At 56.8% G+C, this 15,149-nt stretch carries 21 protein-coding genes; 7 read left to right on the top strand and 14 right to left on the bottom strand.

Annotated features, from left to right (window positions below; translation table 11 throughout):
- Nucleotides 1-7: 7 nt before the first annotated feature.
- Both DY251_RS09925 and DY251_RS09920 read left to right on the top strand, forming a co-directional pair.
- On the top strand, nt 8-673 hold the full coding sequence (locus tag DY251_RS09925) for a lysophospholipid acyltransferase family protein (protein WP_116623725.1): 666 nt from the start codon (nt 8-10) through the stop codon (nt 671-673).
- Nucleotides 673-1,605, top strand: coding sequence for a phosphatidate cytidylyltransferase (locus DY251_RS09920; RefSeq protein WP_116623724.1), 933 nt, complete (start codon nt 673-675; stop codon nt 1,603-1,605). The genes DY251_RS09925 and DY251_RS09920 overlap by 1 nt, the downstream gene beginning before the upstream one ends.
- On the opposite strand, the gene DY251_RS09915 is transcribed toward DY251_RS09920, so the two are convergent.
- From DY251_RS09915 to DY251_RS09905, 3 genes are read right to left on the bottom strand one after another with little or no spacing between them, the layout of a single operon-like run.
- The gene (locus DY251_RS09915; protein WP_116623723.1) at nt 1,602-1,892 is read right to left on the bottom strand and encodes a GNAT family N-acetyltransferase; all 291 of its coding nucleotides are present in this window, start codon (nt 1,890-1,892) and stop codon (nt 1,602-1,604) included. The two genes, DY251_RS09920 and DY251_RS09915, sit on opposite strands and share 4 nt — an antisense overlap.
- A complete protein-coding gene (locus tag DY251_RS09910; RefSeq protein ID WP_116623722.1) occupies nt 1,889-2,515 on the bottom strand; it encodes an alpha/beta hydrolase in 627 nt (208 codons plus the stop codon). Before DY251_RS09910 ends, DY251_RS09915 begins: the two co-directional genes overlap by 4 nt.
- A gap of 3 nt (nt 2,516-2,518) precedes the next feature.
- On the bottom strand, nt 2,519-3,451 hold the full coding sequence (locus DY251_RS09905; RefSeq protein ID WP_116623721.1) for a VOC family protein: 933 nt from the start codon (nt 3,449-3,451) through the stop codon (nt 2,519-2,521).
- Between the two features lie 189 nt (nt 3,452-3,640).
- Between DY251_RS09905 and DY251_RS09900 the strand changes: the two genes are divergently transcribed.
- The gene (locus DY251_RS09900; protein ID WP_116623720.1) at nt 3,641-5,197 is read left to right on the top strand and encodes an alkaline phosphatase family protein; all 1,557 of its coding nucleotides are present in this window, start codon (nt 3,641-3,643) and stop codon (nt 5,195-5,197) included.
- A gap of 49 nt (nt 5,198-5,246) precedes the next feature.
- Here the strand turns inward: DY251_RS09900 and DY251_RS09895 are convergent, their stop codons facing one another.
- The 4 genes from DY251_RS09895 to DY251_RS09880 form a co-directional block, all read right to left on the bottom strand.
- Nucleotides 5,247-5,780: a PRC-barrel domain-containing protein gene (locus DY251_RS09895; protein ID WP_116623719.1), complete on the bottom strand. Its 534-nt coding sequence runs from the start codon at nt 5,778-5,780 to the stop codon at nt 5,247-5,249.
- A gap of 108 nt (nt 5,781-5,888) precedes the next feature.
- Nucleotides 5,889-6,059: a hypothetical protein gene (locus DY251_RS21635; protein WP_170971352.1), complete on the bottom strand. Its 171-nt coding sequence runs from the start codon at nt 6,057-6,059 to the stop codon at nt 5,889-5,891.
- Nucleotides 6,060-6,139: 80 nt separating this feature from the next.
- Nucleotides 6,140-6,547 (bottom strand): hypothetical protein, encoded by a 408-nt coding sequence (locus DY251_RS09885; RefSeq protein ID WP_147307435.1) that lies wholly within the window; start codon nt 6,545-6,547, stop codon nt 6,140-6,142.
- A gap of 43 nt (nt 6,548-6,590) precedes the next feature.
- Nucleotides 6,591-6,914: an ElaB/YgaM/YqjD family protein gene (locus DY251_RS09880; RefSeq protein ID WP_116623716.1), complete on the bottom strand. Its 324-nt coding sequence runs from the start codon at nt 6,912-6,914 to the stop codon at nt 6,591-6,593.
- Between the two features lie 221 nt (nt 6,915-7,135).
- Between DY251_RS09880 and DY251_RS09875 the strand changes: the two genes are divergently transcribed.
- A complete protein-coding gene (locus DY251_RS09875; RefSeq protein WP_137113620.1) occupies nt 7,136-7,516 on the top strand; it encodes a response regulator in 381 nt (126 codons plus the stop codon).
- On the opposite strand, the gene DY251_RS09870 is transcribed toward DY251_RS09875, so the two are convergent.
- A complete protein-coding gene (locus DY251_RS09870) occupies nt 7,502-8,050 on the bottom strand; it encodes a sigma-70 family RNA polymerase sigma factor (protein WP_116623714.1) in 549 nt (182 codons plus the stop codon). The genes DY251_RS09875 and DY251_RS09870 overlap by 15 nt on opposite strands.
- Before the next feature lie 6 nt (nt 8,051-8,056).
- Complete coding sequence (locus DY251_RS09865; RefSeq protein ID WP_281004451.1) at nt 8,057-8,233, bottom strand: NepR family anti-sigma factor; 177 nt, start codon at nt 8,231-8,233, stop codon at nt 8,057-8,059.
- A 225-nt stretch (nt 8,234-8,458) separates the two neighbouring features.
- On the opposite strand from DY251_RS09865, the gene DY251_RS09860 reads away from it, so the two are divergent.
- The 3 genes from DY251_RS09860 to DY251_RS09850 all read left to right on the top strand — a co-directional run bounded on the left by DY251_RS09860 (nt 8,459) and on the right by DY251_RS09850 (nt 10,023).
- On the top strand, nt 8,459-9,262 hold the full coding sequence (locus DY251_RS09860) for a response regulator (protein WP_116623712.1): 804 nt from the start codon (nt 8,459-8,461) through the stop codon (nt 9,260-9,262).
- Nucleotides 9,263-9,351: 89 nt separating this feature from the next.
- Nucleotides 9,352-9,516 carry a DUF1328 domain-containing protein gene (locus DY251_RS09855; protein WP_116623711.1) on the top strand — a complete coding sequence of 55 codons (165 nt, stop codon included), beginning with the start codon at nt 9,352-9,354 and terminating at the stop codon, nt 9,514-9,516.
- Between the two features lie 60 nt (nt 9,517-9,576).
- Nucleotides 9,577-10,023 carry a hypothetical protein gene (locus DY251_RS09850; protein ID WP_245415911.1) on the top strand — a complete coding sequence of 149 codons (447 nt, stop codon included), beginning with the start codon at nt 9,577-9,579 and terminating at the stop codon, nt 10,021-10,023.
- Nucleotides 10,024-10,025: 2 nt separating this feature from the next.
- Here DY251_RS09850 and phoB read toward each other — a convergent pair whose 3' ends face one another.
- Genes phoB through pstC form a run of 5 tightly spaced genes read right to left on the bottom strand, consistent with a single transcriptional unit; the run spans nt 10,026 to nt 15,064 of the window.
- On the bottom strand, nt 10,026-10,715 hold the full coding sequence (phoB, locus tag DY251_RS09845) for a phosphate regulon transcriptional regulator PhoB (protein WP_116623710.1): 690 nt from the start codon (nt 10,713-10,715) through the stop codon (nt 10,026-10,028).
- Between the two features lie 10 nt (nt 10,716-10,725).
- Entirely contained in the window at nt 10,726-11,433 is a 708-nt protein-coding gene (phoU, locus tag DY251_RS09840) for a phosphate signaling complex protein PhoU (protein WP_116623709.1), read from the bottom strand.
- 26 nt (nt 11,434-11,459) lie between these two features.
- The gene (gene pstB, locus DY251_RS09835) at nt 11,460-12,284 is read right to left on the bottom strand and encodes a phosphate ABC transporter ATP-binding protein PstB (protein ID WP_116623708.1); all 825 of its coding nucleotides are present in this window, start codon (nt 12,282-12,284) and stop codon (nt 11,460-11,462) included.
- A gap of 12 nt (nt 12,285-12,296) precedes the next feature.
- Complete coding sequence (pstA, locus tag DY251_RS09830) at nt 12,297-13,613, bottom strand: phosphate ABC transporter permease PstA (RefSeq protein ID WP_116623707.1); 1,317 nt, start codon at nt 13,611-13,613, stop codon at nt 12,297-12,299.
- Nucleotides 13,610-15,064 (bottom strand): phosphate ABC transporter permease subunit PstC, encoded by a 1,455-nt coding sequence (pstC, locus tag DY251_RS09825; protein WP_116623706.1) that lies wholly within the window; start codon nt 15,062-15,064, stop codon nt 13,610-13,612. Before pstC ends, pstA begins: the two co-directional genes overlap by 4 nt.
- Between the last annotated feature and the right edge of the window lie 85 nt (nt 15,065-15,149).

Below are 15,149 nucleotides of genomic sequence, written 5' to 3'. Positions count from 1 at the left end.
CTCGCAGATGAACGAGATACGCAACCGCGCAAACAAGTCCGTCAAGCGGCTTACCGGCTCGTTGCTGGCAGGCTTCGCATGGGCAGTTACAGGCGTTCGCCCAATCTGGGCGGGTTCCGCGCCTTCGCATCGGCAACGGATCTACTTTGCCAATCATGCCAGCCATGGCGATTTCATTCTGCTGTCCTCGTGTCTGCCAAGGCAGGAGCGCGAGCGCACCCGTGCGGTCGCCGCTGCAGACTATTGGGGCAAGACTCCGCTGCGCCGGCTCATCGCGAATGATTTGCTATCAACAGTGCTGATCGAGCGGCAGGTTTCGGAAGGGGCGCAAAATCCAATGGAGGCAATGTTGAGCGTGCTTGAGCAAGGCGACTCGCTGATCATATTTCCCGAAGGCACGCGCAATATAGACGAAGACCAGAAACTGCTGCCTTTTCGTTCCGGCCTCTACAATCTCGCACTTGCGCGACCGGATGTAGAGTTGGTTCCGTGCTGGATCGAGAACATGTCGCGCGTTTTGCCGAAAGGTAAGTTTCTCCCGGTTCCACTTCTATGTCGTGTCGTGTTCGGCGAGCCAATCGCGCTGGTGCAAGATGAAGAACGGCACGCCTTTCTCAAACGATCTCGCGAAGCGCTACTGGCGCTTGACCCTCAGCAGAAGCGGAGCGCCTGATGCTTACCGATTTCCAGCTTCTGGCCATCGGCCTGATTGCGATACTGACGCTTGCGAGTACGGTCGCAGCAGTGCTGAGCCGCCGCGCCGAAACACCTACCGCAACGCTCACGAATCTCACCCAGCGCATCAACGCATGGTGGGTAATGGTGGCTGTGCTGGGGCTTGCCCTGCTCTTTGGAAAAACAGGTCTGGTCATCCTGTTCGTGCTGATTTCATTCTTTTCGTTGCGCGAATTTGTGACGCTGACGGCAACGCGCAACAGCGACTACTGGGTGCTACTCGGCATGTTTCTGATTATCATACCCGTGCAGTATTGGCTGGTCTGGACGGAATGGTACGGCCTGTTTGTCATCTTCATACCCGTGTATTGCTTCCTGCTCATGCCCGCGCTGACAGCGCTCAATGGCGACACTGAAAACTTCCTCGAACGCATAGCAGCGCAGCAATGGGCTGTGATGATTGCGGTCTATTGCATGAGCCACGTGCCGGCCCTGCTCACGCTTTCGATCCCCGGATATGAAGGGCGCAACGTGCTGCTGGTGGCGTTCCTGATGATCACCGTTCAGGGCAGCGACGTGCTTCAGTATATTTTCGGCAAGCTGTTCGGAAAGCACCCGGTTGCGCCGCGCGTCTCGCCTTCGAAAACCTGGGAAGGTCTGGTCGGCGGGCTTGGAAGCGCAACGGCTCTGGGCGCAGCGCTCTATTGGCTAACGCCGTTCAATCCGTGGCAGGCAGCGCTTGTGGCCTTCCTGTCGTGCCTGATGGGCTTCTTTGGGGGACTAGTCGCCTCGGCTATCAAGCGCGACCAAGGTGTAAAAGATTGGGGCTATTTGATCGGCGGGCATGGCGGCATGATGGATCGCGCCGACAGCCTCGTTTTCTCAGCCCCAATCTTCTTTCATATCGTAAGATATTTCTGGGCCGCCTAGCCTTTCAGCACATCAGCCCATTCCGGGTGGCGGCGAAATTGCGCCGCCGCGAAGGGGCAAAGCGGGATGATTTTCTTGCCCGCGGCGCGAGCGTCGGCGACGCCTCGCTCGACAAGCTTGAGGCCGATACCCTGCCCGCGAAACGCATCCGGCACCATCGTGTGATCGATGATAATCGTGTTTGGGCCGCTCTTGGTGAATGTCATCTCAGCTTCATCGCCGTCAGGACTACGAAACCAATAGCGACCCTTGGTGTCAGTCTCGTCAAGATGGATCGTATCGCTCATGAGCTTTGCTTCCCGTCTGTGCTTGAGAAAAATTTCCGCGCTGCTTCGATTTCATTTGGCCGAAGTTCGTGACCACCTTCGTGCCAATCCAGTGTGACATCAGCTCCATCTGCTCGCAAATACGCGTCGAGTCGCGACGTCATTTGCGGGGGACAGATCGGATCACGCCGACCCGCGGTGATAAGAACCTTGCGGCCCGCCAACGACCCGCTAACCTCCGGCTCAAAAGGTATGAGCGGATGGAACAGCGCAACCGCATCGAACAATTCCGGTGCCGCAAACAATGTTGCAGCCAGAATATTCGCGCCGTTGGAATAGCCCAACCCAAACACCTCTGAAGGTTTGGCCGCGGCGACATGCGCTTCGACAAAGCCCTTCATTTTGGCGACGGCACGGGCAAGGTCTGCCATGTCATAAACGCCTTCGCCGGTGCGTCGGAAAAACCGCGCCGCACCAAACTCCGACACATCGCCGCGCGGTGACACGATCGTCGCCGCCGGCACCAGTTCCTTGCCTAGTGACACGAGTTGATGCTCGTCTCCGCCTGTGCCGTGAAAAACAAACAGGAGTGGGCCGCCCGGCGTACCGGGCAACGTAGCGTGAATGTAGCTTTCGACGGACATGGCTTACGCGGCCTCCAGCGGTTGCAGATGCGTTTCCAGATAGGAGCGCAGATGCGCATGTTGCGATGGCAGTTGCAGAACCTCGCCAAGATGCGCTCGGTCTTCGTCGCGGTCAAAGCCGGGTTCGTTCGTTGCAACCTCAAACAGCACACCGCCCGGCGTGCGAAAATAAATCGCCCAGAAATAATCGCGGTCAATGACCGGCGTCACCTGATAGCCAGTGTCGAGCAGCGATTTGCGAACAGCCAATTGCTCCGCACGATCCTTCACCGCAAAGGCAACGTGATGCACCGATCCCGCACCGAGGTCCGCGAAAGGCGTTCCCGGCAAGGTTTCGATATCGATTGCGCTCGCGCCATTGCCATCCGGCATGATGAAGCGCGTGACTGCACCGGACTTGTCCGTTTGTTCATAGCCCATGAACCTGAGCAGTTCAGACATGCGACCATCATCCCGCAAACGCATCGACACCGAGTGGAACCCACGGATAGCCTCATCCGCGGGAACATCTCCGCCAGTCCAAGGTTTGCGATCATCGGCAGCTTCAACAAGCACGAATGAATCGTGATCCGGCCCTTCGAAGCTGAGGCGCTTCTCACCGAAAAGTTCATCGCGCTTCAAATTCGCCACGCCCTGCGCCGCAAGACGTTCGGCCCAATAATCAAGCGTACCCTGCGGCACGGTGAACGCGGTCGTGCCGACTTCGCCCACGCCACGACGGGCGCGACCGATATTCGGGAACGGGAAATAGGTCATCACCGACCCTGGGGTGCCAAGTTCGTCGCCGTAATAGAGGTGATAAACGTCCGGCGCATCGAAATTGACCGTCTGCTTCACGCGGCGCAGGCCGAGCGTATTGGTGAAAAACTGATTGTTTGCACGCGCATCCGACGCCATCGAAGTGACGTGATGAAGACCTTTGATCTGGTTCAACATGATGGAAACTCCTTTTGGGTTTCAGTTGTTGCCCGGAATGTCGGTCCTGATTGCCAAAAGCGAAAGACCCATAGATGGCAATGAACTGTATCCATATTGTGAACGGTCTTGGCATCTCGTTCATAATTGGAGCCATTTGCTTTGGCTCAAGAATCGCGTTCGATAGATTTTAAATCGGGAAAATCACGCATGTTGAAGCGCCCTAACCTGCTTTTCATCACCTGCGATCAGTGGCGGGGAGAATGCCTGTCTGCGGCTGGGCATCCCACTGTGCAAACACCCAACGCCGATGCGCTGGCAAGCGACGGAGTGCTATTTCGGCGACATTATGCCGGAGCCGCGCCATGTTCGCCCGCGCGGGCGTGCATCTACACCGGCCTTTATCAGATGAATAATCGGGTTTGCCGCAACGGCACGCCAATGGATGCGCGGCATGGCACGCTTGCTCAAGCTGCCAGAGGGCTAGGATATGAGCCGACCCTCTTTGGATACACCGACGTTTCTCCCGATCCGCGCTTCTTCGCACCGGGTGATCCAGTTCTGCGTTCGTATGAAGGCGTGTTGCCTGGCTTCTTCGCACGGCAACTTTTGCCGGAGCATCAAAAGCAGTGGCTTTCGTGGCTGCGTCGGCAGGGCGTGAAGGTCGAGTATGGCTATCCCGAGATCCATCGCCCCGCCAATGGCGATGTCTCACGCGTTACCAATGCACCCCCTGTTTACAATCGCGAACAGACATTGGCCGCATTTTTGACGGGCGAGTTTCTGCGCTGGCATGGCGAGCAGGACGATCCGTGGTTTGCGCATATTTCCTATCTCAGCCCACACCCACCATTCATCGTGCCCGAACCTTTCAACACGATGTACGACCCAGCGGATGGACCGGCATTTTACCGGGCAGCGTCATGGAAAGACGAAGCGCGCTCACACCCTTATGCAAAATACGAGCTGACCAAGCAGAAGCGCTCCAAGTTCCTGCCTGGCCAAAAGGGTTCGGTTCGCGACCTGACGGAAGGAGATTTCCGTACGATCCGATCAATCTATTACGGCATGATCTCCGAGGTCGACGATCAGCTCGGGCGCATTTGGCACACGCTGAAATCGGCAGGAGATTGGGACAATACGATCATCGTTCTCACCTCCGACCACGCGGAAATGATGGGCGACCATTACATGCTTGGCAAAGGTGGGTATTTTGACGAGAGCTATCATCTGCCCCTCATTATCCGGTCACCGAGTGCACACGCGAGCAAGGGCGGATCCGTTGAGCAATTCACGGAGGCGGTTGACCTGATGCCGACAGTGATCGAACTGCTTGGCGGCACGGCACCCGCGCATCTGGACGGACATTCGCTCGCAACATTTTTGAACGGCAGCACGCCGTCCGACTGGCGCAATGCGGCGCATTGGGAGTTCGATTTTCGCTCGATTTCGAGTGGCGAGGAAAAGCAGCCGCTCGGGCTGAAACCACAACAATGTAATCTTGCAGTAATACGCACGGAGCAGCACAAATATGTGCATTTTGGCGGCGGCCTACCGCCCCTGCTTTTCGACCTGAAAGACGATCCGGGCGAACTGCGCAATCGCGCGGATGATCCGTCCCATACCGGTATTCGATTGGAAATGGCTGAGCGATTGCTCGCGTGGCGCGCCGAGCATCTGGACCAGTCACTCGCGCTCAGCGAACTTACCGATCAAGGTATCGCCGGTACTTATGCCGCGCCGAACTGGCGCTCTGGTTGGAGATGAAGAAAAGCCCGCGCGAATGCACGGGCTTTCCTTCCGCAAATCGACCCATTTAGTTAGCTGGTGCGGGTTCCTGCGTTGCAGGCGCCGCAGCCGGCGGGGTCGTAGTCGTGGTGTCAGCCGGGGCGGCTGGAGTGGTGCTGCCGGTTGCCGTCGGCGGGGTTGGGTCATAAGGCGCGCGGTCGAAGGCCGGAAGCGCCTCGAGCTGCTCCTTGGTCATCGCCATGACGATCCAGCGATCACCGTTTTTCTCAGCCCATTCGGCTGATTTATAGTCGACCTCAACGTCTTTCTGGCCAACGCCAAGGAAGCCACCGACGCCCACGATCATGGACTTAACCATGCCGCTGGAATCAAGCACCAGATCGCTGACATCTCCAATCTTTTCGGCATTGTCGCCCGTGCCATTATAGACGCTCTCACCGATGATATTGCCGGCAAGGAAGCCGTCAGCCTTCACCACCGGGGCCGCAGGCTGCGTGGTTTCGGCAGGTGCAGGCTCTGCTGGCGTGGTTGCTGTCTGTGCGAATGCACCACCGGCGATAAGCGATACAGCGGCAGTGGTGATAAACAATTTACGAAACATAAAACCGTCTCCATTGTCAGAACTCGTTGCCCGACCCTCAACGAATAACCGGGCGGCGTGTATGACCAACGTCATAATTCGGTATGGGTTCCTCCAATATTTCTGATTTTACTGAGATGGTTGTGATTGCTCTGCAGGGTGCGGCGGATCGATGCTCTCGCCATAAAACTCCAGCCCAAACCATGCGATAACAGCCAATATCAGCCCGATGATCAAAATCGTCAGAACATGACTACCCCAGCGGCCCTGCCGCGCTTTTTCGGGTTCGATATTGACCATAATTGTCTCCTTAGCTGCCGCGCTTGCGCGATCGTCATGGAGGCAATGATCCTGAAAATGCCTGGTTCCGCCCAACCGCATTATTCTTCGTCGCGAGGCGGAGACTTTGAGCTGTTTTCCTTGATGATCTGATAGGCCAAATAGCCAATCAGTGGAGTTGCCAGCATCCCGATGCCAGCTCGACTGCGCAGCAGATTTGAAGCTATCGCGATGCCCGAAGCGGCAGCTACTGCAGAGATTTCACTTTTTCGAAGCGCGGCGCGGCGCTTTTCACGCCTTGGCGCGGAAAGCTTGAATATGACCCAGACAAGCAGCGCCAATAAGACAAAACCGCCAGCAAATCCAAGCGCAGCGTGCAAGCTGCCATATCGGTCAGCCGCATATATATAGCCAGCGCCAATGAGGAAGCCGATGCCGCACAACAGGAATACGGCGATAAGCCCATAAGAAATGACGGCTAGCTTTGCTCTACGCAATGCGATCGCCATCTCGCCTGATGCCAAGCTCCCGAGCAATGCGCCGATCATGGGATTACCGGCGAGAGATGAGCGCGAAAAGGAAGCCTATACCGGCAGCGATTGCCAGCGAAGTAACCGGCTTTTCGCGAACAGCCGCAACCAGTTGAGCCTCCATATCTTCAGCGCTCTGCCGCAGACCTTCCATCGCAGCATCACCTTGAATTCGCAGGTGTTCCATACCTTCGTTGGCTGCTTTGCTGGCCGCGCTATAGGAGTCCTGCTTCGTCTTGGCGAGCAGTTCCGTCAGCTTTTTGATGTCGCGCTGCAGCTGGCGGACATCCTCCTCCAGACTTGTTTCAGGTGTTTCGACCTTTGAACTCTTGCTTGCAGCCGCCATGAATATTCTCCCTCGTTTCGGAACATCTACAACGCAGCGAACGAGGCGAAGTTCCGCACACCTGTTGCCATTCTAAGCAGCAATGACCGCTATGCAACGGCCCTTCCGAGCTGGCGCAACTGATGGCATTTGCAAATGATATTGTAACTTCGCGCACACACGCCGTATGAACGCGTAACGGGCAGGTGTCGGTTACAATTTTCAGAACGGGCGGAAACCATTTGAAACCAAATTCGCTGGCGGGTATGCGCATTCTATTGCTTGAAGACGAGCCGCTGATTGCATTGGAAGTTGAGGATCTTTGCCGCGAAAATGGCGTGCAAGAAGTCGTCACGCATAGCGTATTCGACGAGGCAGAGGCTGCAATTGCCGGTCAGTTCGATATCGCCGTTGTGGATTTGATCCTGCGCGGAAAATCAGCATTGCCATTGGCTGACAGGCTCAAGTCTGCTCAAATTCCCATCGTATTCACGACAGGCGGCGATGCCGAAAGCCAACTTGCCGAGCGCTTTCCCGACGCACCGCTGGTAAAGAAGCCTTACACCGGCATGGAGCTGATTGATGCGATCCGCTCGGTGCGCGATCGATCAGGCAGCATTTGAAGCAATAACCTGCGCGGAAATTGCATCGGGACCGAAATCAGCTTCACCAGAGACAGCCAAAATTTGCTGCAGGCGAGTGCGCGCGCGGCTGACGCGGCTCTTGATGGTACCCACTGCGCATTCGCAGATTGCCGCCGCTTCCTCGTATGAAAAGCCGGATGCACCGATCAGGATAATGGCCTCGCGTTGATCCGGCGGCAGGGTCGCCAACGCATCCTTGAAGTCCGCAAGATCGAGTACGCCAAGCTGGCCGGGATGGACCGCCATCTTCTGCGTCATTACGCCATCGCTGTCCTGAACCTCGCGACCACGCTTGCGCATTTGCGAATAGAACTCGTTACGCAGAATGGTGAACAACCACGCCTTCAAGTTGGTGCCGGGCTCGAAACTGTCCTGTTTGTCCCAAGCCTTTACCAATGTTTCCTGCACGAGATCGTCGGCGCGATCCGCATTCTGAGTCAGCGATACGCCAAACGCGCGCAGGCTTGGAATCGCAGCAAGCAGGTCTTTCTTGAAACTTTCGGGCTGGGCCATCGGGTCTCAGTCCTTTTCAAGCTTGGTTTCGACGCTTTCCAACTGGCTCAGAAGCTGAGCAAACCGGTCGGGAACTTCGTCCACGATCAGGCTCTCGTAATATTGCTTTAGTTTGCGGCCAATTTCCGCGTTTGGTCCCAGCGCGGCGGCTGCTTGTCCGCCTTTGGGCTTCTTTTCCGACACCTTTTCCGACACCGGTCCTGTATCCTTATTTCGTTCTGTCCGCTCCGGCCCTCAAAGGTGACCCAAAAATAACCTGCCGGACAAGTCGTTTCCTGCCCAGATATGCCCTAACGAGCATGCGTGAAAATTGTTCCACAGGTTTGGAACAATTTTTCCTCCAGCGCATTGTTGCGTAATCATGCCTAAACAGGCCATCCAGAAGAACCAATAATTTGAGGGTAAGCAATGCCTAATTTGTCTGCGGCAATCGCACCGCATCTTCCTTACCTGCGACGCTTTTCGCGAGCGGTATCCGGTTCACAGGCCAGCGGCGATGCAATGGTCGCCGCATTGCTTGAGGCAATCATCGCCGATCTCTCGATTTTCCCAAAGGCATCGAGCGACCGCATTGCGCTCTACCAACTTTTTGGGAAGCTGTTCACGGTCATTTCGCGCAAGATTCCTGCAGCGGAAGCGCAATCCGTTTCGGGGTGGGAAGAGCGCGCGGCTGCAAATCTTTCAGCAATAGCTCCCCTGCCCCGTCAGGCTTTTCTGCTGGTTTCGGTCGAGGGTTTCTCTGAAGAAGAGGCGGCTGAAATATTGGATGTTTCAGACGAGGAATTTGAACGACTGCTCGCGCAGGCCAGTGAAGAACTTTCGCGCCAGATGGCGACCGATGTGATGATCATCGAGGACGAGCCTCTAATTGCGATGGACATCGAGCAGATGGTCGAAAGCCTTGGGCACCGTGTTGTTGGCGTGGCACGCACACGCGATGAAGCGACTGCGATGTTCGAAAAGACGCGCCCTCGGCTCGTGCTGGCCGACATTCAGCTTGCAGACGGAAGCTCGGGCATCGACGCCGTAAACCAGATTCTCGGCGTGTCATCGATCCCGGTGATTTTTATCACCGCCTTCCCGGAACGGCTGCTGACTGGCGAACGCCCGGAACCGACCTTCCTCGTCACCAAGCCTTTCAGTAATGAAATGGTGAAGGCGCTTATCGGTCAGGCGCTGTTCTTCGACCGTCAGGCAAAAGCCGCCGCCTAGACGGATTTTTTCCGCCTGCGAAACAGGCAGGCGGAACCAAATCCCACCATTCACGTTTTTCCCGCAAGATCATCTAGGAGGTTGTGGCCATGCTATACTGGGCCCTTGTTTTTCTCGTCGTCGCGATCATCGCTGGCGCGCTCGGTTTCGGCGGCATCGCTGGTACGTCCGCAGGTATCGCACAGATCCTGTTCTTTATCTTCCTGGCGTTCCTTGTGATCTCGCTGATTGCGAGCTTCATACGTCGCGCCTGATCGGGCTTTCTGAAAACCCGACACCGTATCCCTCAAGCGGTGTTGAGTGGCCGCCGGGTTATGATCCTCGCCGGACATAACTCGGCGGAACTCGTTTCTGGACTTCCATTTTCCTCACAAGCATTTGTTTGCAATTTGCCGGAACTGCGCACGCCAATCGCCGTTTATGTGCAGGAGGAATGGCAGATGGAACACATCGCTGCTTTGCTGCTGATAGTCGGATGTTCGGGCAATCTGGACCATTGCAAGGAAATACCTGCGCCCGGTCCCGTTATTTACGAAACCATGGAAGATTGCGCGGCCGACTTGCCTCAAGCGCGCGATGACACTCGAAAGCTTTCAGCGCGCATGTTCTCGCAATGCGTTTACGTTGATCCTGCGATGGAGGAAGAGGACGCGGAACTGGTCTGGGACATCACACCTGACGGCCGCTTGAAGGCATCCGTCATTGCAGGTGGCACCACTGTCGCATCCGTTTCCGAGAGCACAAACAGCCGTCGCCAGTAACCTCAATCCTCGCGGATTGCATAGCCAGCGCCTCGAATGGTGCGGATGACATCCGGCATACGCCCGGTGTTCACCGCCTTGCGGAGACGCCCGACATGCACGTCTACGGTGCGCTCGTCGATATAGATTGTTTCGCCCCAAACATTATCGAGAAGCTGCGTGCGCGAGAACACGCGGCCCGGATGCCGCATCATGAATTCGAGCAAACGAAACTCGGTTGGGCCAAGCTTCAATTCAGACTTCTTACGGTAGACACGGTGCTGTTCGCGGTCGAGCATAATGTCGCCTACCTTGAGCACACTCGACAAGACTTCCGGTTTGGCGCGCCGAAGGAGCGCCTTCACGCGAGCCAGAAACTCAGGCGTAGAGAACGGCTTCACAAGATAATCATCCGCGCCGGTTGAAAGACCGCGCACGCGGTCACTTTCCTCGCCGCGAGCCGTCAGCATTATTACCGGCAGGCGCTCGGTTTCAGGCCGCATACGCAAACGCCGACACAATTCAATGCCGGAAACGGCAGGCACCATCCAATCAAGCACAAGAAGATCGGGAACGTTTTCCTGCAAGCGAAGCTCAGCCTCGTCGCCGCGTGCAACGACCTCGACGTGATAGCCTTCAGCTTCGAGATTGTATTTCAGCAGGATGCCGAGGGGTTCATCATCCTCGACAACCATGATCTTGGGTGCAAGCATTGCTCACTCCTCATGAGCCGACAATCGCGGCAGTCGTCTCGTCAAACTTGGGGCGCTGCGTCGGCAACTGCGCTCCGGTCACGATAAAATAGCCGATTTCCGCGATGTTGGTCACGTGATCGCCAATACGCTCCAGATTCTTTGCACAGAACAGCAAATGCGTGCAGGCCGTGATGTTGCGCGGGTCTTCCATCATGTAGGTCAGAAGCTCGCGAAATACCGCTGTATAGCTCACGTCGATCTTTTGATCTTCGTCACGTATGACGCGCAAACCGTCGCCGTCACGCGCCACATAGCGGTCCACAACCGAACCGACCTGCGCCAGCACCAGCGTAGCCATGCTGTCGATGCCATGCGAAAGCGACTTCGGCGTACCGATGGATCCAACCGCGCTCACGCGCTTGGCGATGTTCTTCGCCAGATCGCCAATGCGCTCGAGGTCGCCCGCCATGCGGATCGCGCCAAGCACTGTGCGCAAATCCTGCGCCATTGGCTGGCGCTTGCCGATGAGCGTGATCGCCCGATCATCAAGCTCTCGTTGATACGTGTCCATGACCGCGTCTTCGGAAATCACGCGCTGCGCGGCAGCGGCATCACCCGCAAGCAAAGCCTTGATTGAGGCGCTGACCATGCGCGCCGCAGTATCCGCCATTTCGCGGATCAGACGGTCGATCTCGTTCAGTTCCTGATCGAATGCGGAAACCGTATGTTCACCCATTTATCTGTCCTCGCCGGTGATCCGCCTCAGCCGAAACGGCCGGTGATGTAATCCTGCGTGCGTTTCTCGTCAGGATTGGTGAACATCTTTTCCGTCGGCCCCTCTTCAACCAGATAGCCGAGATGGAACATGGCGGTGCGCTGAGATACGCGCGCTGCCTGCTGCATGGAATGGGTGACGATGACGATGGTGTAGTTCTGCTTCAACTCGTCGATCAGTTCTTCCACACGTGCGGTCGCGATGGGATCAAGCGCCGAGCATGGCTCATCCATGAGAATTACTTCCGGCGAAACAGCAATGGCGCGCGCGATGCAAAGGCGCTGCTGCTGACCGCCCGACAGACCCGTACCTGCATCGTGCAGACGGTCCTTCACCTCGTTCCAGAGCGCCGCCTTCTGGAGGCTTTTTTCAACGACTTCGTCGAGATCTGCCTTGCTGCGGGTCAGACCATGAATGCGCGGCCCGTAGGCAACGTTTTCATAGATCGACTTGGGGAACGGGTTCGGCTTCTGGAACACCATGCCGACGCGAGCGCGCAGTTCCACCACGTCAATCGCGCGGTCATAAATATCCTCGTTATCGAGAGTGATTTTACCGCCGACGCGGCAGCCCGCGATGGTGTCGTTCATGCGGTTGAGGCTGCGCAGGAAGGTTGACTTGCCGCACCCGGATGGCCCGATCAACGCAGTCACCTGGTTTTCGCGGATAAGGATATCCACGTCGAAAAGCGCCTGTTTCTCGCCATAGTGGACGGTGACCTTGTCACCGCGCATTTTGATTACTTCATTTGTTCCGGCGGTCATTCTGGCCTTCACCGCTTCTTCGATCTTCTGCTCATTCATAACGTTCATGGAACAATACCTCTACCAGCGTCGCTCAAATTTGCGCCGCAAAACGATGGCGGTCAGGTTCATCGCCATCAGGAATACGAGAAGGATGATGATTGCGCCCGACATACGCTCAACAAAGGCGCGCTCTGCTTCGTTTGCCCACATGTAGATCTGCACCGGCAGGGCTGTGGCTGGATCGAACGGTGTTGCCGGATAATTGGCCACGAATGCCACCATACCGATGAGCAGCAACGGCGCCGTTTCGCCGAGCGCACGCGCAAGGCCAATGATCGTTCCAGTCAGAATACCGGGCATGGCGAGCGGCAGAACATGGTGGAACACCATCTGCATTTTCGATGCACCAAGCCCAAGCGCAGCCTGCCGGATCGACGGCGGCACCGCGGCAAGCGCCGCACGCGTTGCAATGATGATCGTTGGCAGCGTCATCAGTGAAAGCGTGATGCCGCCGACAATTGCCGCCGAGCGCGGCATGCCCAGGAAGTTGATGAACACAGCCAGACCAAGCAGACCGAACACGATGGACGGCACAGCTGCCAGATTGTTGATGTTGACCTCGATGAGATCAGTCAGCCGGTTCTTGGCTGCGAATTCTTCAAGATAGATCGAGGCAGCAACGCCAACCAACAACGCAAGTACGAGCACGATCGCCATCATGTAGAGCGAGCCGACTATCGCCACGCCGACGCCCGAGGTTTCCGGTCGGCTGGACGCGCCATAGGTGAACAGACCTGTGTTGAACTTTTCAGCCAATGTGCCTTCTGCGGCGAGCTGATTCATCCACGTAATCTGCTGATCCTTAACCTTGCGACGAGCCTCCGGCACCGTCAGATCGACCTGCCCCTTGAAGGCGGAGTCAATGTTTGCAGAGGCCAGGATCGGCACAGTGACCGTCTGTCCCATCAAAGCAGGGTTGGCGACAAGCATATCGCGCAATTGGATACGCGCACTGTCAGACAAAAAGCCCTTTAGCTTCGCGACCTCCGGCTTGCTTTTCGCATCGATGCCAAGCTTCGAAATCAAAGCCTGCTGCGCGAGTTTGTCATAGTTGGCCTTGATCAGAACCGACGGATCGCTTTCGCGCTTGTTCTGCGGATCAATCAAAGTCGGATCGAACGTCACCGGCAGAGTAACTGTCGTCTGCCAGAAGGCAGTGTGACCCTTGCTGATGATTGTGCCGAGCATGATCGCCAGAAACACGAGCCCGAACGTAATGGCCGCGATGCCATACATCCTGAAGCGAGCTTCGGCAGCATAACGCTTCTTGAGGCCAATGTCGCGGCGCGCGGGGGGCGCAGCTACCGGCAGAGAAGATGCCGTGATGTCGGTCATTCGTATTGCTCCCGGTATTTGCGAACAATTGCCAACGCAGCGATGTTCATAACCAGCGTAACGAAGAAGAGGGTGATGCCGAGCGCAAACGCCACGAGCGTCTGGGGCGAATTGAACTCGAGGTCGCCCGTCAACTGGTTGACGATCTTGACCGTAATTGTGGTCATCGCTTCGAACGGGTTAGCGGTAAGATTGGCCGCAACACCTGCTGCCAGCACCACAATCATTGTTTCGCCGATAGCGCGAGAAGCAGTCAGCAGTATCGCGCCGACAATGCCCGGCAGAGCTGCGGGTAGAATGACGCGGCGGATGGTTTCGGATCGTGTTGCACCCAGACCCAGGGAGCCATCGCGCATCGCCTGCGGTACGGCGGTGATGATGTCATCGGAAAGCGAAGAAACGACCGGGATGAGCATGACGCCCATGACAAGACCCGCTGTCAGAATGGACTGCGCCTGAATGAACGGCGAGCCGCCCGCCAGAACCGCGCTGATGTCGCGCAGCCAAGGGCCAAGAGTCACCAGAGCGAAAATACCGTAGACGATGGTCGGGATGCCGGCCAGCAATTCAAGCGCCGGCTTGACGATGGAGCGCACGTTCCGGCTGGCATATTCCGCCATGTAGACTGCCGACATAAGGCCCACAGGAACCGCGACGAGTAGCGCAACCAGTGCGATGTAGAGCGTGCCGGCGAGCAATGGGATAAGACCGAACTGCCCCTGTGAGCCGCCGGACCCGGCGGCTGCAAAGCGCGGATCCCACACGGTTCCAAAGAAGAAGCTCCACGGCGAGACTTCGCTGAAGAAGGCGATGGTCTGGAACAGCATCGACAAAACGATGCCGACGGTGGTCAGGATCGCGATTGTCGAAGCGGAAAAAAGGGTGCCCAGCATTACCCGCTCGACCTTATGGCGTGCGCGCTCGCGAACGGCCACCTGACGGATGCCATAGAGCGCACCAAGCACCGCGAGCGCCAGCGCGCCGAGCCCGCCCAACCAGCCGAATCGCGATGCCATTGAATTGGCATCGAGCGCGATAGGGATCATGTAATCTTGCGTATCAGGCGCAAGGGTTACGCCCTTTCCTGCCAGCAATGGCATCAACTCCGACATTGTTGCCGGAGGATTGGTGTTGGCCGGCGCGTCGAGACGCTTGATTCCATCTGCCAGGCTTCTCACCAAAGTATCTGAAACTGCAGACTTTTCGCTGGTCTGCGCAATAACGCGTTCATCGATCTGCTTGTTCAGGTAAGCACCGGAACCGAAGGACCAGACGATGAGAAAGCCAAGCGCCGGCAAAACAGCCAGGAGCATGGCCCATGCACCATGATATTGAGGACGGGAATGCGCCTTGATCTTACCGTCATCCAATGCGCGGGCGCGAGCGGCACCGGCGAAAAAGGCGATCAGACCAACAACGAGAACGAACAGGAATGCTGTTAAACCGGACATCGTGTCCCCGACTACTCATCTCAACGAGAGCGCATATGCCCCCACGGATGCTAAAAAGGTAGGGCAGTGAAGAGGTTTTCCCCAC

Origin of the sequence: Mesorhizobium denitrificans, assembly GCF_003403035.1 — a bacterium.
Lineage (GTDB): Bacteria > Pseudomonadota > Alphaproteobacteria > Rhizobiales > Rhizobiaceae > Mesorhizobium_G > Mesorhizobium_G denitrificans.
Note: the sequence above shows the minus strand (reverse complement) of the source record. Positions and strands in the feature narration are given on the sequence as shown.